14 protein-coding genes and 4 pseudogenes are annotated in these 17,987 nt (G+C 68.4%); 4 read left to right on the plus strand and 14 right to left on the minus strand.

The features are described 5' to 3' along the window. Positions 1-153 precede the first annotated feature (153 nt). Both G3I60_RS04510 and G3I60_RS04515 read left to right on the plus strand, forming a co-directional pair. The gene (locus G3I60_RS04510) at positions 154-666 is read left to right on the plus strand and encodes a SigE family RNA polymerase sigma factor (protein WP_203671976.1); all 513 of its coding nucleotides are present in this window, start codon (positions 154-156) and stop codon (positions 664-666) included. Beyond that, positions 663-1,322 (plus strand): hypothetical protein, encoded by a 660-nt coding sequence (locus G3I60_RS04515; protein ID WP_164292132.1) that lies wholly within the window; start codon positions 663-665, stop codon positions 1,320-1,322. The genes G3I60_RS04510 and G3I60_RS04515 overlap by 4 nt, the downstream gene beginning before the upstream one ends. A 499-nt stretch (positions 1,323-1,821) precedes the next feature. Here the strand turns inward: G3I60_RS04515 and G3I60_RS04520 are convergent, their stop codons facing one another. Further along, on the minus strand, positions 1,822-2,916 hold the full coding sequence (locus tag G3I60_RS04520; protein ID WP_164292131.1) for a TIGR03086 family metal-binding protein: 1,095 nt from the start codon (positions 2,914-2,916) through the stop codon (positions 1,822-1,824). Continuing rightward, the gene (locus G3I60_RS04525) at positions 2,913-3,275 is read right to left on the minus strand and encodes a helix-turn-helix transcriptional regulator (protein WP_164292130.1); all 363 of its coding nucleotides are present in this window, start codon (positions 3,273-3,275) and stop codon (positions 2,913-2,915) included. Before G3I60_RS04525 ends, G3I60_RS04520 begins: the two co-directional genes overlap by 4 nt. A gap of 685 nt (positions 3,276-3,960) precedes the next feature. Between G3I60_RS04525 and G3I60_RS04530 the strand changes: the two are divergent. Beyond that, positions 3,961-4,160: pseudogene (locus G3I60_RS04530) on the plus strand (transposase family protein); the annotation flags it as partial. Positions 4,161-4,288: 128 nt separating this feature from the next. On the opposite strand, the pseudogene G3I60_RS45085 reads toward G3I60_RS04530, so the two are convergent. The 6 genes and pseudogenes from G3I60_RS45085 to G3I60_RS04560 all read right to left on the minus strand — a co-directional run. Further along, positions 4,289-4,372 (minus strand): annotated as a pseudogene (locus G3I60_RS45085) (IS3 family transposase); the annotation flags it as partial. A gap of 922 nt (positions 4,373-5,294) precedes the next feature. Further along, positions 5,295-5,603: a carbohydrate-binding module family 14 protein gene (locus tag G3I60_RS04545; RefSeq protein ID WP_164292128.1), complete on the minus strand. Its 309-nt coding sequence runs from the start codon at positions 5,601-5,603 to the stop codon at positions 5,295-5,297. A 62-nt stretch (positions 5,604-5,665) separates the two neighbouring features. Then, on the minus strand, positions 5,666-6,862 hold the full coding sequence (locus tag G3I60_RS04550) for a terpene synthase family protein (RefSeq protein WP_164292127.1): 1,197 nt from the start codon (positions 6,860-6,862) through the stop codon (positions 5,666-5,668). Between the two features lie 778 nt (positions 6,863-7,640). Next, positions 7,641-8,438: a maleylpyruvate isomerase family mycothiol-dependent enzyme gene (locus G3I60_RS04555; protein ID WP_164292126.1), complete on the minus strand. Its 798-nt coding sequence runs from the start codon at positions 8,436-8,438 to the stop codon at positions 7,641-7,643. 258 nt (positions 8,439-8,696) lie between these two features. After that, positions 8,697-8,786 (minus strand): annotated as a pseudogene (locus G3I60_RS45090) (integrase core domain protein); the annotation flags it as partial. Positions 8,787-8,951: 165 nt separating this feature from the next. Next, on the minus strand, positions 8,952-9,539 hold the full coding sequence (locus G3I60_RS04560) for a hypothetical protein (RefSeq protein ID WP_164292078.1): 588 nt from the start codon (positions 9,537-9,539) through the stop codon (positions 8,952-8,954). A gap of 223 nt (positions 9,540-9,762) precedes the next feature. Between G3I60_RS04560 and G3I60_RS04565 the strand changes: the two are divergent. Beyond that, positions 9,763-10,700: pseudogene (locus G3I60_RS04565) on the plus strand (transposase); the annotation flags it as partial. Here the strand turns inward: G3I60_RS04565 and G3I60_RS04570 are convergent. The 6 genes from G3I60_RS04570 to G3I60_RS04595 form a co-directional block, all read right to left on the minus strand. Beyond that, positions 10,701-11,258, minus strand: coding sequence for a GNAT family protein (locus G3I60_RS04570; RefSeq protein WP_343240739.1), 558 nt, complete (start codon positions 11,256-11,258; stop codon positions 10,701-10,703). Between the two features lie 958 nt (positions 11,259-12,216). Next, a complete protein-coding gene (locus G3I60_RS04575; RefSeq protein ID WP_164292124.1) occupies positions 12,217-13,314 on the minus strand; it encodes a GDSL-type esterase/lipase family protein in 1,098 nt (365 codons plus the stop codon). Between the two features lie 269 nt (positions 13,315-13,583). Then, the gene (locus G3I60_RS04580) at positions 13,584-14,600 is read right to left on the minus strand and encodes a 3-oxoacyl-ACP synthase III family protein (RefSeq protein ID WP_138357017.1); all 1,017 of its coding nucleotides are present in this window, start codon (positions 14,598-14,600) and stop codon (positions 13,584-13,586) included. Further along, positions 14,597-15,250, minus strand: coding sequence for an SRPBCC family protein (locus G3I60_RS45095; RefSeq protein ID WP_138357018.1), 654 nt, complete (start codon positions 15,248-15,250; stop codon positions 14,597-14,599). Before G3I60_RS45095 ends, G3I60_RS04580 begins: the two co-directional genes overlap by 4 nt. Continuing rightward, the gene (locus G3I60_RS04590) at positions 15,222-16,940 is read right to left on the minus strand and encodes a thiamine pyrophosphate-binding protein (protein WP_164292123.1); all 1,719 of its coding nucleotides are present in this window, start codon (positions 16,938-16,940) and stop codon (positions 15,222-15,224) included. Before G3I60_RS04590 ends, G3I60_RS45095 begins: the two co-directional genes overlap by 29 nt. Further along, on the minus strand, positions 16,937-17,947 hold the full coding sequence (locus tag G3I60_RS04595; protein WP_203672283.1) for a GlxA family transcriptional regulator: 1,011 nt from the start codon (positions 17,945-17,947) through the stop codon (positions 16,937-16,939). Before G3I60_RS04595 ends, G3I60_RS04590 begins: the two co-directional genes overlap by 4 nt. Between the last annotated feature and the right edge of the window lie 40 nt (positions 17,948-17,987).

Below are 17,987 nucleotides of genomic sequence, written 5' to 3' on the forward strand. Positions count from 1 at the left end.
AGACCCCTAGCGCGAAGTCCGTCCCGCCCGGGCGGTCCCGCGCGCCGGCGGTGCGCCGGCGGGACCGACGCCTGGCGGGTCCGTACGGCCCCCAGGCCGTCGCTCACCGGGCGGGGAGGTAAGTGTGTGGGGGCGCTGCGGCGTATAGGGGGTGTGAAGCAGTTGGAGTTCCAGGAGTTCTACGAAGCCAGCCAGGACGTCTGCCTGCGGGCGGTCCTGGCGAGTGTGGGCGATCGGCAGCTGGCTGAGGATCTGGTCGCCGAGGCGTTCACCCGGGCGTGGGTGTCCTGGCCGAAGGTCAGCCGACACCCGGCGCCGCGCGCATGGATCGTGCGCACGGCGCTGAACACCGGGGTGTCGTGGTGGAGGCGCAAACGTAAGGAGGTCGGGCTGCAGGACGGCGTGCCCGATGTGCCCGATCCGCGGGAAGCCGAACCCGGCCTGGACCCCGGTCTGCTCACGGCGCTGCGTCAACTGCCACAGCGGCAGCGGGAAGTGATCGCGCTACGGGTCTTCCTCGATCTGGACACTAGGGCCACGGCCAAGGTGCTGGGGATCGCGGAGGGCACCGTTACCGCCCATTTGTCGCGGGCCGTATCGGCGTTGCGCGGCCAACTCGTCACCGTCGATGACGGCACCGCCAATGATCAGGAGGTTCGACCATGAGCGAGCACGAGGTGCTCAACGCACTGAGGGATTGCCTCGACGACATCACCATGTCCACGCCGGTGGAGCGGATCGAAGCTGCCGGCCGCGCCCGTCGCAAGCGGCGTCGCCTGCTCGGCACGGCCGGGATCGCGGCCGCCGCAACCCTCGCGATCGCGGTGCCTGCACTGAGCAACCCTTCAACGGCTCCACCGTCGGCCGGCGACAGCACCGGCGCGGGGTCGGTGCACATCCAGACGGCCGCGTACACCATCGACACCAAAAAGGACGGCACCGTCGTCGCCACCTGGGACAAGGCCGCGTACTTCAGCGACCACGCGGGTCTGGAGAGGGCGCTGCGCAGGGCCGGGTTCCCGGTCCTGATCAAGGAGGGTGTGTTCTGCAAAGGCCCGCACGACGACGGACAGCTCAGTCCCAGCGGGTCCGGGCCCGGGGTCGCGAACGTGATGAAGGGCGAGAAGGACCGCGACGGCAAGGTGACATTCACCTTCACCCCCGCCGCGATGCCGGCCGGGAAGCAACTGTTCATCGGCTACCTCAACGCCGCGCAGCTGGCCTCGGTCCATATGAACCCCGGCTCGGTGGAGCGGATCGTCCCGGCGGACGGGCCGCTGACGTGCACGACCACGCCGCCGCCTGAGCATCACTACAACTGAGCGCTCCGCTAGGCAGCGGCGTGGCCGCTCACCCGCCGCTGCCGTCTCCTTGGAACGAAGGCGCGACGCCGTCCCCAAGCTCGTCGCACACGTCGTCGACAACCGCTGCCGCCCCAGCCTCAGCTCCGGTCGCCGAGACGGCGGGGGCGCGCTATAGATGTCCGGGACTGGCCTCGCTCCGGCGGGCAGGCCCTCAGGAGCATTGGAAGCCCATGAGGCGAGGAGGGGAACCTGTTTGCCGTTCCGTTCGGCGTCGATGGACGGAACGTCGAACGGCAGCGGGAGAGCCCCGATCTTCGCGCGGCCAGGGACGCTGACGACTGCTGGGGCTGCCGGTATGGCCCTGCCAGAAGACGGGACAGGAGCGTGATGAACGCCCACTGGATGTGGGCTTCGGCATGGCAGGACTGATCCTCGCTCGTGGTCCATTATTGCGCCCAGGCCGCATCGTCAACGAGTTACGCCGTTCCACCTGCCTCTTGGGCAGCACGAGACCCGCTCAGGGCCTACGGCCGATGAAGGCGAGCAAGCGAGTCTGTACGTCGGCGCCTTCGGGTACCTCGACACGTGGTCCGTACTGCCCGCTCTCGCGGAGCACGTTGTCGAGCGGCAGCATCCCGTCGAGCATCTGGGCGCACCTGTCGGGGTCGAGGTGTTCCTCCTGGCCGGTGGCCCGCGCCAGGTCCCAGGTGTGCATGAAGACGTCGGCGGTGTAGAACCGGTCGACCGCCTGGTCCAGCGGGACCTCTCCGATGTGGGGGTTCGACAGCGTCCTCTGCGCCGTGGCCGGATCGTCGAGGAGGGACTGCACCCCGTCGCTGTGTACTGTCCAGGCCGCCACCGGGTCGTCGTCCACCGACGGCCCTTTCGGCAGTTCGACTCCGGCGCCGGCCTTCAGGAAGTCCGGGAACCACTCGACAAGGTGACGCACCACATCCCGGGCGACCCACCCCTCGCACGGCGCCGGGTTGTCCCATGCCCCGGGGCGTACTCCGCGCACGCGGTCAGTGAATGTCCCTGCGACGGTGCGATGTTCATCGGCTGCCCTTGTCATGATCTCAAGCCTTTCCGCTTCGGTACGTCGGTCAGTGTTGCCGTCCTGGCGGACGCTGAGCAGCTCGTCAAGCCGCTCGTGGCCTTCTCTGACGCCGCGTTGCATGCCGCTCTTGATCATCGAGTCACGAGCCTCGATGGAGTCCATGAGCGATTTGGTGGTGACCTTGGTGCGACCGCAGAGGTCCTCGAAGACGGTTGTCTCCAGGCTGACGCCGTCCGGGAAGCCGTCGAAGGCGAAGGTCTGCACGATGCGCTCGTTGAGGCGTACCTCGTGGAACACGCCGCGGAAGCCGTACTCGGTCCCGTCGTTCTCGCGATGCACATAGCGGTACGCTCCACCGCTGCGCGTGTCGTACTCGTCGATCCGCATGGTGAGCCGACGCGGGCCGAGCCACTGGACGACCAGATCAGGATCGGTGTACGCCCGGAACACGCGCTCCGGCGAAGCGTCGAACTCCCGGATGATGAGGATGGTGGGCAGAGCCGGATCGGCCACGATCTGCGTCTCGTGCCGGCGGTTCGCCTGTGTGGTGCTCATGATGCCGCCGCCTTCGTCGTGGTGCCCGTCACCGGCTGTTCCTCCATCTGCTCGAGGACGGCATCGAGCTGACGGAAGCGGTCCTCCGCCTCGCGCCGGTATCGCTCGATCCATTTCGTCATCAGGTCGAGGACTTCTCCCTCAAGGCGGCAGGGCCGCCGCTGAGCGTCCCTGCTGCGACTGACCAGACCGGCGTCTTCCAGGACCTTGATGTGCTTGGACACGGCTTGCACGGTCACGTCGTACGGCGCGGCCAGTTCGTTGACCGTGGCATCCCCGGCGGCCAGCCTGGCCACGATGTCGCGCCGGGTCGGGTCGGCCAGAGCCGAGAACACCCGGGACAGCCGGTCGTTGGCCATCTCGCACCTCACATCCTCAACCAAGTGGTTGAATAAGCCTACGGCCGAGCCTGGACGCTGTCAACCGACTGGTTGAATAGCGGTCGACGCACCGGATGGCGCTGTGTGTGGGCAGTCCCGGGCGTCGTCTCGGTGGTTCTGATCAGGCCGCGAGGGCCAGGTTGCGCATGTGAGCTACGGCTTGGACTCCGTTAGGATCCGCACTGCGCAACGGGCCTCTACGCAACCGTCCTACGCACCGCCCGATTTGCTCCGCGCTGCGCAATGCGCAGCCACTGCGCGTTGCGCAAGCGGCCCGTGCGCAGGACGCCATGCGCACGGCGCTGACCGCACCTCCCACCGACCCCATCGCCTCCGTCGCGCAGACGCGTCGTCGGTGCCGACAGTAACTGCGCAGCGCGACGCGGACAGGGGGGGTGCGCAGCGGAACATGTCGGCGAAGAGGATGCGTCCGACGAGTACTAGAACGTCCATGGCGACTTCCGGAGGAAGGCGGTTGAACCATGAACTACATACGTCTCACATGACTCCTCGACGAGCCGGATGACCGGGATACGAGACCGGGGTATCGCCGTCGTCAGAGCCCCGTCGGTCGGCACGGCTCCGACGCGTCACCGTGGCGGGGAGCGGAGGGCTCCGTGAAGGGATGTGTTCGAAGTCTCAACTCATCAGCGCAGGTGCCTCGTTGGTTCCCCATCCTGCCGCACTCGCTCTGCCTCACGCGCTGGTCGAGTGGGTCACCATGCCATCGTCACCCGAGAGGGTGACCGTCGCTGCAAGCTCCACCGCACCAACGCGCGCTCGTCGCCCTGGTGTACCTGCGCAAACGACACCCTGGCCCAGATCGCTGCCGGCTTCGGCAGCTCTGTTGGTACCGCCCACGCTCGGACCGGGATCTCCGCCGCCGCCGCCCCGTCGGCGATCGTGGTCACCCGCCAGGACCGCGGCTGGCACGGGACCAGGTCGAGCTCGCGCATCAGCGCACGGACCAGCTCCGGGCCGGCCTGCACATTCATGCGCTGGAGTACGGCATGGACGCGCCGGTACCCGTAGGTCTCGTGCGAGTCGGCGAAGACCTGCCTCTCCCCGTGGGTCAGGCCCTTCGCGGACAGCGACAGCACATCTCGTCCACGCCCGTCAGCCGACGCTGACGCTTGCGCACGATCTGCGGCCCGACGCTGCCCTCCACGTCCCGGGCGAAGACCGTGCTGACGGACGTCGGGCTGGTCGAGGTCAAGGTGCGAACATTCGGGGCGTGTAAACGCAGCCGGTCGGGTCGTGTTGGGCTGCCGGCCAACCCTCGGGAGATGAGCCCTCTATCTCGTCTAAGCTCTGCCCCCTTGCTCGGGGCCAGGGTGCCGCGACGCTGGTGAGGCCGGACATGCACCCCGCCCCGGTACGGGCGCCGATGGCCCATACCGGGCGTGGCCGGGTGTCTGTCTATTTGGTGCCAAGGCTTGTGGGCCGGATCCCCGACCCGGGAAGGTAGGCCATCTCCATGGAGGATGGCAGGGATGAGCCATCGGATTGCAGTAGTTCCAAGGTGGGGTCTACGTCGGCGTAGATCAGGATGCTGCGGGTCCGCGGAGCCGTCTGTGTAGTGGGCATTTCGCTGGCGACGGCGCTGACGGCGTATACCGCCACTGCTGTGCCCGTCTCGTCCACGACCTTGATTCCCGAGGGGATCGCCGTTCCGCCACTGAGGGTCAGGGTGGGCACACCGTCCTCTGAGTACGTCAGGGCGAGCGTTCCTCTCTGCTCCGGCGTGATGTCCTGCACCAGCAGGTTCGGGGCGCCGGGCCGGTGTCGGTGGCTTGCTCGCCGCTCGGGGACTCGTTCGGAATCTCGGCCATGGGCGTTCCTCCAGGCGTGTTCGCTCTGCTACGGACAGCGATCCAGCGTCCCATGATCAGGATTTCACGGCCACCCACTCCTCGATTCTGGGCACCCCCGTATGTCCCGCAGGTCCCATACCTGCGGGCAACCGAGGGTTTCCTCGCTGTCCGGGAGGCAGCATCTTCAGAACGGGATGGGCAGGGACTGCTCCCGAGCTTCGGCCGCGGTCAGGCATGCGTCCGCGGAAGCGACGTAGTACGTCGTCTCGCCCTGCTGGGTCGGGAAGCAGTTCTGTTCGTAGGCGTACTCCTGAGCCACGCACGCCATGAATTTGGTCGGGTTGCTGGGGTGGGGGTAGTTGCCGTCGGCCCGGCCCTCGCAGGAGAAGGGGACGGGGTCCTGGAGCGCGGCTGGTTGCTGGGCCCCCGCGGCGGAAGCGGCGGCGAGTACGGCGATACCGCTCAGGGCGAGGCTCGTAAGGATCTTGTTCATCACGCCCCGTACAACGTCGCAGACGGCGAGAGGTCGCGGGTCGTCACCCGAGCGGGCGGGCGTTACTGGGCAGCGAGGTGGGCTGTCAGGCGGGAGGCGGAGGTGCCCAGGCCGGTGGGGCCGGCCGGAACGAGGGCCGGCCCTGGATGGGGCTGGTCGGTCGCCGCGGGTGCGTCGGAGGTGAAGACTTCGTGCCAGTCGTATTTTCCTGACGTCACGTGCCATTCGAGCATGGCCCGCACGACCTTCTTGATGCCGGCCGTGTACCTTTCCAACCGGTCGTCCGCGATGCCGTCCTTGCCCGCGGACTGCGCCATGTAGTCGAGCGCCGTCATGTCGGCGTTGATACGGTCCACAAGGAAGGTGACGGCTTCGACGGAGCTCTTGCCTTCGTGAGCCATCATGGCCGCGATCAGGTTGTACACCTCACCTGATGCCATGTCGCGGTTGAAGCCGAAGATGTCGTTGTACCAGCAGACGGCGTTCATGAAGCGCACATGGGTGTCCGCCACGGACGGGTGCCCGTAGATCTCCTCGGGCAGGAACGCGTCCAACGCGATCTCGTTCCATGGGATGAACATGTCCATCCCATGGACCTGGATGAACTTGCCCAGGATGTGCGCCGTGGTGGGGATCCGGCGCTGATGGCGCACCGCTCCGCTCTCATCGAGCGAGACGTTCAGCCATGCGTCGATGACGCTCGCATGGCGCTTCAGCTGATCGAGCGGGGAGATGGCCCGCACCTGGGCCCACAGCTCGGCAAATGTTTTGAGGGTGCGCGCACCCCACGGTTCCCGGCAGGGGCCGGGGACCCCTGCCCACAGGATCGGCCTGAACGCCTCGACATACTCGATCTGCTGCGCACGGTGTTCATCGCCCCGAGGTTCGTCCATGAAGTCGTCGAGGATCCAGAAGAACGTCAGGAGCTTGTCGGCGAGCGCCAGGTAGTCGTACTTCGGGGCGTCGCACCACATGCGGGCGTGGAGGTCCGGCATGCACTGCCGCTGCAGCCGCCCCAGAACCTCCTCCTCGCTCACGGCCGGGTAGGGAGGTGCCATCCCGGTCTCCACGATCCACCCGAAATTGTCGCTCTTGAGCCGCTCCGCCTCGGGGTGGATCCCGACTTCCGGGAACGGGCAGACGATCTCAGGGACTTCCCGGCTCGCCCTCGGCACGGCGAGCCCGCGTACGGCGGGGATGGGGAAACTGTCGCGGACGGCGGGGGAACTCAGGTCATCGAGCGTGAGTACGCGTGCCACGGGGGACCATCCTTTGGACCAGTCAGCCGGCCCGCTCGGGACCTCTTTCGCACCATGGTCAGGCCAGCCGATCTGGACACGGGCTGGGGAACGTCACTATCTGGATCAACGGGCGAGCGGACTAAAGCATTCAGGAGACGAGGCGGGACAACTTGGAGCCTCCGGGGCCCCGTTGACGCATTCAACAGCTGGTGACCTCGCCCGAGCGCTGCAACTTCCTGGCTACCACTCGATGCGATGAATACGACCGCTTCGAGGTTTGCGGTCGAAGCCGCCGCGGCGACCGCGAACCCGCAGGCGCCCAGGCTGCTCATGCCACTACCAACCCGGGGCTCATCGTCACGGTCGAGGGTTCACAACGCGTCCGCCTCCACCTGGGACGCCGCGCCGGTTGACGGCTCGACCCTCTTCGGTGCCATCGTCTGCTCCTGGACGGGTCTGGCCGTAACTCTAGGACTGGACCCGGCTCCTGATTCCGTCCATCGACGCCTGGTCAGACCAGCGGTCAAGCACGGCGGCGGGCTGCGGGGCGGTCCCGACGCAGAACCGCCGGCTCGCTGGATACGGAGAGCGAGCCGGTCGGCGGTTTGCCCGGCTGTCGATGTACTCGTCTCTGATCGTGCGGCGGTCGTGAGTTCGAGCTCTGACCAGGTGGACGGTCGGCTTGGTGACGCCCCGAGGCCGCCTCTCGGGTTTGAGCCCGGTGCCGCGACTGACGAACCTGGCGAAGAGTCGTGTCCTACCGGCTCGAGGCGCGGCCAACCGCCCCCGCTACGTCCTACTCCTCCGGCTCCCAGGCGCGGAGCAGGTCGAGCAGCCCCGCGTCTCCGTCAACCTGCAAGGAGTCGGCCTGGATACGGTCGTACAAGTAGAGGACCAACTCACTGGCCGTGCCATGGATGGAGGCGCCGGCTGCGTCCGAGTCCTCGCCGGTCGCGGCAGTGGGCACGGGGATGCGGGTGGTGCGTGCGCCGTCGCCGTCGACCGTGAGGCGCCAGGAGCGGCCCTCGGCGGCGTGGAAGTCGAAGGCCGTGGGCTTGTGCGGCCAGGCACTCTGCGCTGCGCAGACGGTGAACAGGAACTCCTCCACACCGTCGAGTGCCACCTCGAGCGGCAGCGGCTGCGGGGCGCCCCCGGTGAGCTGGGCGTCGTACGTGTGCACCGTGGTCTCCTGGACCCGGTGCCGGGCGACTCCGCCAGAGGTCCGCGGCGTCTGCAGGGCACTCCACCACGCCCAGCAGCCGGCGTCCGGTCCTGCCTCGCGCAGGGCGTTCAGCAGAACCTGCGTCGACGCGGCCAGCCAGGCCAGCAGTGCCTCACGCTCCCGCGGCACTTCCAGAGCGGCGCGCGCAGCGGCGGCCTCGGCCGGGGGAGCGTCGGCAGGCCCCGCGCCGACGATGGCGGCCCAGAAACGGTCTCCCCCACCCAGGTGCTTGACCAGATCGAACAGCGTCCACCCGGGGCAGGTCGGCACCTGTGCGTCGAGACTGGGCGCGGCGGCGACCACGGCGCGGAAGGCGGTCGACCGTTCATCGATCAGTCGCAGCAGGTCAGGGAACTCAAGATTCTTTTCCACGCCGGATGTCTATCACCGTCCTCCGGTGATCGGACAGCGATTTTCACAGTCGCCGCCGCATGGCCATTGCGGACGTCGTCCTCGCCTCCCACCGCTCGGGTGACAAGCTGCGCACTGCTGCGAGGACGCTGGTGGGGTCGGTACGCCCGGCGTCGTGCCTGTGGGTGCCGACGGACGCCTGGGCGAGTGGGATGGTTACGAGGGAGCCGAGCGCGTCGTAGGAGTAGACGCGCGCCAGCCGCTCCTCGGGGATCTCCTGACGTCGATGTCGAAGTCGTAGTGGCCAGCGAACGCGACCGCCTCCGGGTGGAGCGGGACCGCCTCACCGGGGGCGACGTGCCGCCGGACCCTACGGGGACGGGCGACTCCGGCCTTCGATGCACGCGCAATCAAGTGGGGAATCGAGAGCGAACCTGGACGTTTTCGCGGCTCTGGCCGGAGTTCCGTGAATTCGCAGGCCGGACTCCAGGGAACGCCGCATGCGACGGAGGCTCGCCGCAGGAAGTGACAGGGCTAGAAAGGAGGTTGCCAGCCGCCCCAGTGCGTCTTGTGGCCGGGCGGAGGCCAGGATCCCGTTTCGCCTGCAAGGGGCCACAGGCGGCCCACCCATTCACACTCCGGGATCGCGCCTTCCCAGTCGTCGGTACACCGGTCGGCCCAGGCCCGACCCACCATCACCGGCCGGCTCACCACGCCGCTCGCGACCTCCTGCACCCGCATAACCAGACCGAGCCCGTTCACTCCAGGATTCCCCCGTGGACCGTAGGACACATCGAGCACCTCACACCCGTGAGCGTGCAAGAGGAACCGTTCCAGATCGGCTGGGACGCAGGCCGTCAACTCCCTTCCCCAGAGCGTCACCTGGGGTCCGTAAGCCGCATCGACCGCGACGCAGAACAACCGGTCCTCGACGAAGTAGGCGTACACAGCAGGCTCCGCGCGCCCCGTGCCGAACTCCACGCCGAGGGTCTCCCGGAACGAGGGGTCAGCCTGGAACCGACGCATCTCGATCATGCCCGGCAGCACCGCGGAGACCTCAGCGATCCGCATGCCGAAACACAGCGGCCCGACGCCTTCCAGGGGCAGCAACTCCCAGCCCAACCGGGCTGGCCCCTTCGCGGCACCTCGAATCTCTGCTGCCGCCACCCCTCCACCCGTCTTCCCGTCCACACTGAGCCGCGCCGATTCCCGGCGCTCAGCATCACCCTGGCATGACACCAAGCTCAAGATCGTTCACGGAACTCCGGTCAGAGCCGTTTTCGCAGATCCTCATCAACGAAGACGGAACGACACGACTCCGCAACGGCCACACCGGCTTTGCACCGTGACCACCCCGGCAGGTCCCGTCGAGGTCACCGCACCCCGGGTGAACGACCGTCGAGTGGACGAGGCCACCAGCGAGCGCAAACGGTTCTCCTCGAAGATCCTGGCCCCGTGGTGCCGCAAGTCCCCGAAGGTCTCCGAGGTACTGCCGCTGCTGTATTTGCACGGACTGTCCTCGGGGGACTTCGTACCCGCGCTGGAGCAGTTCCTCGGCTCCGCGGCCGGCCTGTCGCCGGCGACGGTGAACCGGCTGGCGAAGCAGTGGAGCGACGACCACGCGGCTTTCCAGGAGCGGGACCTGTCCGACCGGGACTTCGTCTAGGTGTGCGCCGATGGGGTGCACCCGAGGATTCAACTCGGGCAGACCGACAGCTGTGTCCTGGTGCTGCTCGGGGTGCGGCTGGACGGCACCAAGGAGCTGCCCGTGGAAGGCGCTGGCTGAGGTCTTTCCCGCTGCCCGACACCAGCGCTGCTGGGTCCACAAGGCCCGGAACATCACAAATTGCCTGCCGAAGTTTGCGCAGCCGGGCGCGACGAAGGCGATGCGGGAGATCTACAACGCCGAGGACCGCGCGCACGCCGAAGGCCATCGAGGCGTTCGCGCGCACTTACGGCGCCAAGTGGCCCAAAGCCGTCGTGAAAATGGTCGACGACGGGGACGAACTGCTGGCGTTCTACGACGTCCCGGCCGAGCATTGGGTCCACCTTCGGGCCACGAACCCCATCGAGTCCACCTTCTCCACGGTCAAACTGCGGACGGAGGTCACCCGCGAGGCCGGCAGCCCGGCCGCGGCGCTCGCGATGTTGTTCAAGCTGGTCGAGTCCGCCCAGGACCGCTGGCGCGCGATCACCGGAGCCCATCTGATTGCCCTGGTCCGCTCCGGCGTCAGGTTCGAGAACGGTGTCCTGGTCGAGCGCGAAGAGACCGCGGCAGCCTGATCAAACGCCACCTGATCCAAAGATGCGCTCGTCGTGCCAATCAGGAACCGTTGTGTTGCCGGAGAGCCAGTCACGTCGCAGAATCGCATACCCAACGGCGTCACGAACCGTGCCGTCGGCTGCCGGCCACGCGTCGCGATAGTGCGCTTCCTTCGCGTAACCACACCTTTGAAAAGCACGGCGCATCGCTACGTTGTCCTGACGAGTGGTGCCCTCGATCCGCTGGACCTGGGCGAACTCGGTGAACACGTACCTGGTGAGCCAGGTCAGGGCCTGTCCTCCGAGGCCCCGCCCTCGGAGCTCGGAACGGATCCGCAGATCGAACAGCGGCGTGTCGTCACACAGGTCCATCAGCCGGACAACGCCCGTTCGCTCACCGGCAACCGTGATCCAGAACGCCCGGTTGTCCTGGCCGTCATAGCGGCCCTCTCCAATCCACTGCCGGGCTTCGGCCTGGTCAACAACGTCCGAGCCGTGGAACGGCCACGTGTCGCCCGAGAGGAAGTCGACCAGTTCCTCTGCGTCGGTCGACGTGAAGCGTTGGTAGGTGATCTCCACGACCGCACTGTAGTGACGGAGACACCTGCCCGGAACCGATTTTCCAGGCCACCGACGGAACGTCATGCCGGGCGGCGAGGAGTTTCAGAGGTAGGCGCTGAGCCCGGTTGGCCAGCCCCGAGCCAGCCCGATCACCCAGACCTTGGGACGTCCGGAGTCGAGTGATCCACAACTATTGACAATTGCTCACGACCTCACCCTGACATCACACCCACCGAACCACCCCCCACCGAACCACCCCCCACCGAACCACCCCCCACCGAACCACCCCCCACCGAACCACCCCCCGGCGGCGCCACCCCCGGCGGCGCCAGCCCCCTGCGGCACTGGCGCCCGCACGAACGCGGACTTCATCGGTCGCGGGCACCTGATCGACTGCAAAGCCACCTTCCACCCGCACCGCCTGGATTCCGGCGCGCTGTACCAGCTCGCGGGGTACCTCCGCGGGCCATCGCCTGGTCGAACCCGGCGCGCTGGTACTGCATATCGCCGCATCCAGCACCGACACCCGACTGAGCGTCCCTCTCACGCTGACCGGCCCGGTCCGTCCCCTCGACCACACGCGCCGCCTGCACGCGACGTTCACGATGGCCTGACCATGGAACGCCCCGACCGGCGCATCCCGCCACCACGACAGGCCGGTCGGCGGCGGTGGACGAGCGGAAGGTGGCCGGCAGAGCCATGAGGCGGCTCCGTATACTCGCTCGGCACGGCGCCAACGCTGTCATCGTGCCCCTGCCCTTGACCCTGCGCGCGGCTCAGGCGCACCTGGCGGTCGGGTGCGGATCCTCTGAAGTTACCGCCGGGATCAAGCGGTTAGGTGGTAGTTCTGCTGCCCGCGCCGTCGTGAGCTATGCGGGGCCAGCACGCCGGAGGGCTCTCAGCGGAACGTGGAAGCTGCGTTGATGCGGCCGGGCGGACACCTGCGGATCCCACCCGGCCCGATCAAACGGTTCCATCAGCGGTTCCGGCTCAGTGGCGATCGACCGGTGGCTCGCCGCGTTGCCGTGAGACGCGGTTGTCCGTCCGTGCCGCGCTCGCACTCCGCGCTGCGTACCGGCGACTGCTCGAATGCCTGCAGACACCGGGCGAGTTGCCGGTAGCCGCCGGCGTTGGGGTGCAGGGACTGCGAGACCAGATCGGGGCCGATGCCGTGGCTGAGGGCGGACACGTCCAGGAACAGGCCCCACGAGAGCTCACCGCCGTGGGTGATGCCGGGTGAGCAGACCTGACCGCCTTGCAAGGCCGCCGACAGTCCCAGGAACCGTACGCCGCTCACGTTGGCCGCCGCCCTTTCCAGGTACTGCGAGAGCAGCGGGAACGCCACGTCGTGCACCCAGGCGAAGTCAGCGTCCTGGAACGGGCAGCCCTGCAGGCCGCGCTGTGCGCTGGAGTAGCGGGAGAGCCCGCTGGAGGGCGAAGGGTAGGACTGCAGGACGAGGTCGTAGGCTTCGTCGTCGTATCCCGTTTGCCGCATCACGGTGCGGATGTCGCGCAGGTCCTTCTCGATCCGCGGTTCCATGGCCGACAGCCGCTCGGGAAGCAGGGTGTTCCACGCGCGGGAGCACGGCGGCCCCGGTACGAGGTAGGCGCTGGCACAGGTGATCGTCAATCCGGCTGCGGGGATGTCGTTGGCACCGACGTTCAGCACGATGGTGCGTATGTCGTAGGTGCGAGCCGCGGTCCTGAGCTGTTCTGCCTGCGGTGGTTCGCCGTAGCGGCCGGTGCCGCCGATACGGACGTCATCCGAGGTGGCGCCGGAGCAGGCCAGGTTCACGGCGACGCCCAGTCCCGCCGGCCTGGCCTGCGGCACCTGGGCGTTGGGTGACCGATGGCAGTAACTGCCGAACGGCGGCAGGCCCGGCTCGTAGGCGCCGCCTCCCTCACCGGCGGTCAGGCTGTCGCCCATGGCGACGATGGCGGCCGGACGTTCCGATGGGCCGTCGGCCGCGGCGGGTGCGGGCGCGCACAGCGCGGCGGCGGCGAGAGCTCCGGCGGTGAGCACGGCGAACAGGCGCCGAGGACGACCAGCGTGATCGCGTGAAGTGGTGGGCACTTGGGCTCTTTCCTCTTCCGGTGGTCGGTGAAGTGAGCGACGGTGACTCTCCGCGTGGGAGTCCGGGACGCTACCTGCCCGTGTTCGGGGGCCGACAGGGCGGAATGCGGACACACCGATGAGTCTCGGAAGTGCGTCCGTCGCAGTGGCTGGAAACCGGTCCGTCCCGGCTGGCTGGGCGATGGCTCTCAGCAGCTGCGAGCCAGCCGGCAGCCGTCAGGGCTCCGACACCGGCCGTGGCCGACCGCGGGCCGGGGTGGAACCATCAGCTACCCCTGCCCGTGCCACCGGACCGCAGCGGCTCCGGCGAAGTCCCCGGCGTGGGCGAACCCGCCCAGCACCACGAGACTGCCGTCCTTGACGTGCCCGGAGCGGATGGCGTGGTCCAGGGTGACCGGGATGGCGGCTCCGAACAGGTTGCCGCATCGGTCGAAGGTGTCCGGGTGCCGGTCGGGGGCCAGTTCCAGCGCGTCCCGCCAGTTCCGCAGAAAGGTCCGGTTGGGTTGATTAGTCACCAGCACGTCGATCTCGGTCGTGGCTTTCCCGAGCCGTCCGCACAGGGTGGTGACGACCTGTGGAACGAGCCGGTTGCCGCGGGCCAGCACCTGCGAGAGGCCGGCCTCGGTGAACCCGATCCGCAACGCCGACGGCCCGGGTTCCCAGTACCTGCGGCCGTCGTCCCGCACCATTGTCATGTCTCCCGCGTACTCGCCGACGTGCAGGGTTTCCACGCCGAGTAGCGGGGCAGCGTGTGATGTTGTCAGATATCCCACGCCGCACCCGTCGCCGGGGACCGCTGCCTGGGCGAGCCCGCGCACCTCGGACCGGGTGAAGAGCCGGCCGGCAGCGCTCTGCGCGTTGCAGACCAGAGCGGACCTGGCATCCGTGGTGGCGAGGATCTGCCGGGCCAGTCCGAGCATGAAGACGAAGGACGCGCAGCCGGCGTTGGCCACGTCGATCAGCCACTCGGGATGCAGACCCAACCTGCGTGCCACCTCCGTGCCGGCCCCCACGAACGGCATGTCCGGCAGTTGACTGTGCACCAGGAGGACGTCCACGGACCGGATCTCGTCCCGGCCGTGCCGCTCGATCAGCGGAAGTACCGCACGCTCGACCATGTCGACGTTGGTCTCGTCGGCGGCCACGTGGTGGCGCATTGGCGGGATCCGGAACATCGGGTTGTCGCGGAGGGTGTCCTGCGCGCCCTGGTAGCCGGTGTAGAACTCGGCGGGAACCGGCTCACCGGGCAGGTAGCCGGCGACGTCGATGAGGCTCACCGTCGTCACCGGGTCACCGTCCTGCCCGGCGCCACGCTGACCCGCAGGCCGCCTCGGTGCCGGTGCTCCAGGATCGCTGTGAGGTTCGCCATCTCCACGGTGTGGCCGGCGTAGAACAGGTCCCAGTAGTCGCCCACCCATGGCCGGTCCGCGCTGGGCGCGAGGTCGGGGCGCGGGTTGTCGTCGTAGGACGGGTGCCGGCAGTTGGTCCAGGTGATCACCGAACCCGGCTTGTCGAGCACCAACTGTGCGGGCAGGACACGCATCAGGTAGATCATCCAGAGCTTGTCGCCCTGGTCCCAGGCACAGTGGTAGTCGACGGTCATGGCCTCGGGGTTGGCCACCACCGTGCAGTAGATTCGGGTGTCCTGCGCCAGCAGGTCCCAGCCGGCCCACAGCCCCGGGGTCTCGGTCGGCGCGAAGCCGCGCAGGCTGAAGGTCCACTCCTCCAGGTGGTGTCCCTGGCTCAGGTACTCGTAGGTCTGCTCCGGCGGGCAGTCGGCGTAAGCCTGGATGGTGCAGTACTGCCCGTAGACCTGTTGGTGTTGGTGGACCGCAGGGGTCATCTCCAGGCATCGGGCGGCCATCTGCTCGGTACTGGTGTTCTCCACCCGTATCAGTCCGGGGACATCAGCCAACATGGACCGGTCCGCGTTCATCTGCAGTCTCCTCAGTGTCGTTCGGCTTGCCACCAGGGGCGGTCAGGAAGGGAAGGAACGGTGGGATTTCGCGGCGGTCGACATCGACGGCGACGAATGCCGGACCGTCGCCGGTGTTGCTCCGCAGCAGCTCCTGGCGCAGCTGCGCCGCGTTGCGGGCCCGGGTCACGTCGAGAGTCGGGAACATCGCGCCGACGCCGGCGGCGATGTCGGACGAGAGGAACACGTTGTCCTCGCGGGCGCCGCCTTGGAACAGGTGCTCGCGCGTGACGCACATTCCGTGCGCGTTGTTGTTGAGGATCACGAAGGTGACGGGCACGGCGTATTCCACCGCGGTGTGCACTTCCATCCCATGCATGAAGAACGCCCCGTCCCCGGCGAGCACGTAGGTGCGCCGCCCGGTGGCCAGCGCGGCGCCGATGCCGGCGCCGAAGGTGTAGCCCATACCGCCCATGCCGACCGCGACCACGAAGCGGCCATGCCGTGGGGCGGGCAGAAGGTGGATCGCGCCGGCTCCCGTGTTGCCGGCATCCACGAAGACATGCGCGTCCTGCGGCAACGCCGCAGCGATTGCGGCGAACGCATCGGCGTGGGACGTGCTGCCACTGTTGGCCGGCGGCAGTGGCGGCGGCAGCGGCAGCCGGGTGGGGCCCATGTGCGCGGGGCAGGCGCGCGCAGCCGGTTCCAGCCGCCGGGTCAGTGCGCGCAGTGTGTCGCGCACACTGCCGTGCAGCGCGATGCCCGGCACGAACGGCGATTCTGGGTCGACGCAGATCAGTGGGGTGTCTGCCAGTGCCCGGTCCAATCCGCCACGTGCCATTGCCGGCAGCCGGGTACCCACCAGGACACACGCCTCGGCCCGCCGCAGACAGTCCTCGACGTTCGGATGTCCCATCACCCCGGCCACTCCGACGAACCGGGGATCGTGGTTGTCGTACACGTCCTTGGCGTCCGGGGTGACCGCTACCCAGGCGCCGAGCCGCCTCGCCACCTCGCAAAGCTCGGCCCGCGCGCCGGCCGCGGCCACCCCTTCACCCGCGATCAGCAACACGCGGTCCGCGCCCCGCAGCACGGCCGCCGCACGGTCCAGGGCCGCGGCCTCCGGCAGCGCCGCCGGCGGGGTGTGCGCCGCCACGCGCGGCCCGGGAACCGTGACAAACGCCTGCTGCACGTCCTTGGGCAGAAGCAACACCGCCGGCCCCTTGGGATCCGTCCGCGCCGCCGCGACCGCCCGCGCCAACAACGAGATGATGGAGTCCGGTTCGACGACCCGGGCGCAGAAGCGAGTGACGGACCCGAACAGCTCGAGCGCATCGAGGGAGCCCGCCTGACCGCTGGAGTCCTGGAACGCTCCCCGACCGGCGAGAACGGTCGGCGGTTCCCCCACCAACGCCAGCACCGGAACCCGAGAGGCGTACGCCTCCGCCAGCCCGGGCACCAGGTTCATCGCACCGCCGCCCGAGGTGGCCGCGACGACGCCCAGACGCGTCGTGGCACGGGCGTACCCGTCGGCCATGGTGGCAGCGGAGAACTCGTGCTTCGCCACGATGCCGCGGACGGATTCCGTCGCGCCATGGACGGCCTCGTACAGGTCCTCGATGTTCGCACCACCTACGCCGAACATGTACGTGACACCCATCCGGCCCAACTCCGCGGCAAGGTAGTCGACGAGGCGCACTCGGGCTGTCATACCGCGCTCCTCTCGGCCCGGTCCGGCTCGACCATGAGACCTGACGGCGAAATGGCCTGGAATCGCTGTCGGTACTCGCCCGGGGTGGGCCCCACCGCACGGCCGAACGAGCGGCAGAAGGTCTCGGCGTTCGGGAAGCCGCAGCGGCGGGCGACGTGGCCGACCGGCAGATCGGTGGTCTCGAGCAGTTCGCGGGCACGCGCGATACGCATTCGCGTCACGTACTGGCCAGGCGTCGTGCCCACCTCACGCAGGAAGACGCGGGCGAAGTTCCGGGGACTCATGTTGGCCCGCTGCGCGAGCTCGGAGACCGGCAGCCGACGTTCGAGGCCGGACAGAACCCACTCCTGCGCGGCCCGCACCGGCGCCCGGTCGGCCAGCTGAGCGTCCAGAATCGCGCTGAACTGCGGCTGCCCGCCGTGCCGTTTGAAGAACAGGACCAGGTACCGGGCTATCTCCAGTGCGATCACCGCCCCGTGATCGGCCTCCACCAGTGCCAGGGCCATGTCGATACCGGTGGACACCCCGGCGGAGGTCACGTACCGGCCGTCCCAGACGAATATCGGTCCCGGATCCACCGTGACCTGCGGATATCGACGGGCCATCTCCTCGCAGTACGCCCAGTGGGTGGTGGCGCGCCGCCCGTCCAACAGCCCCGCCTCGGCCAGTAGGAACGCTCCACCGCACACCGACGCGACCCGCCGGGACCGGGCGGCGGCCTGCCCGATCCACGAGATCAGCGCCCGGTCCGCCAACGCCTCCTTCAACCCCGAGCCACCGGGGACCAGAAGGGTGTCGATCGGGCCTTCGCCAGCGTCCAGTGGCTCGGCCTGGATCACCATTCCCGAGGAGGTGCACACCATAGGAGCGTGGGCGGAGACGCACTCGATCCGGTAGCCCGTCCCCGGCTCGGCCAACAGCCGGTTGAGGGTGTCGAACACCTCGATCGGACCGGCGATGTCCAGCGTTTGGACCCCGGAATAGACAACCACCACAACACGTCGCATCAGCACGGTCACAGCCTGTATCCGCCGCGGGGACGGCCGC

The sequence above is a fragment of the Streptomyces sp. SID13666 genome, assembly GCF_010548325.1.
Classification (GTDB): Bacteria; Actinomycetota; Actinomycetes; order Streptomycetales; family Streptomycetaceae; genus Actinacidiphila; species Actinacidiphila fildesensis.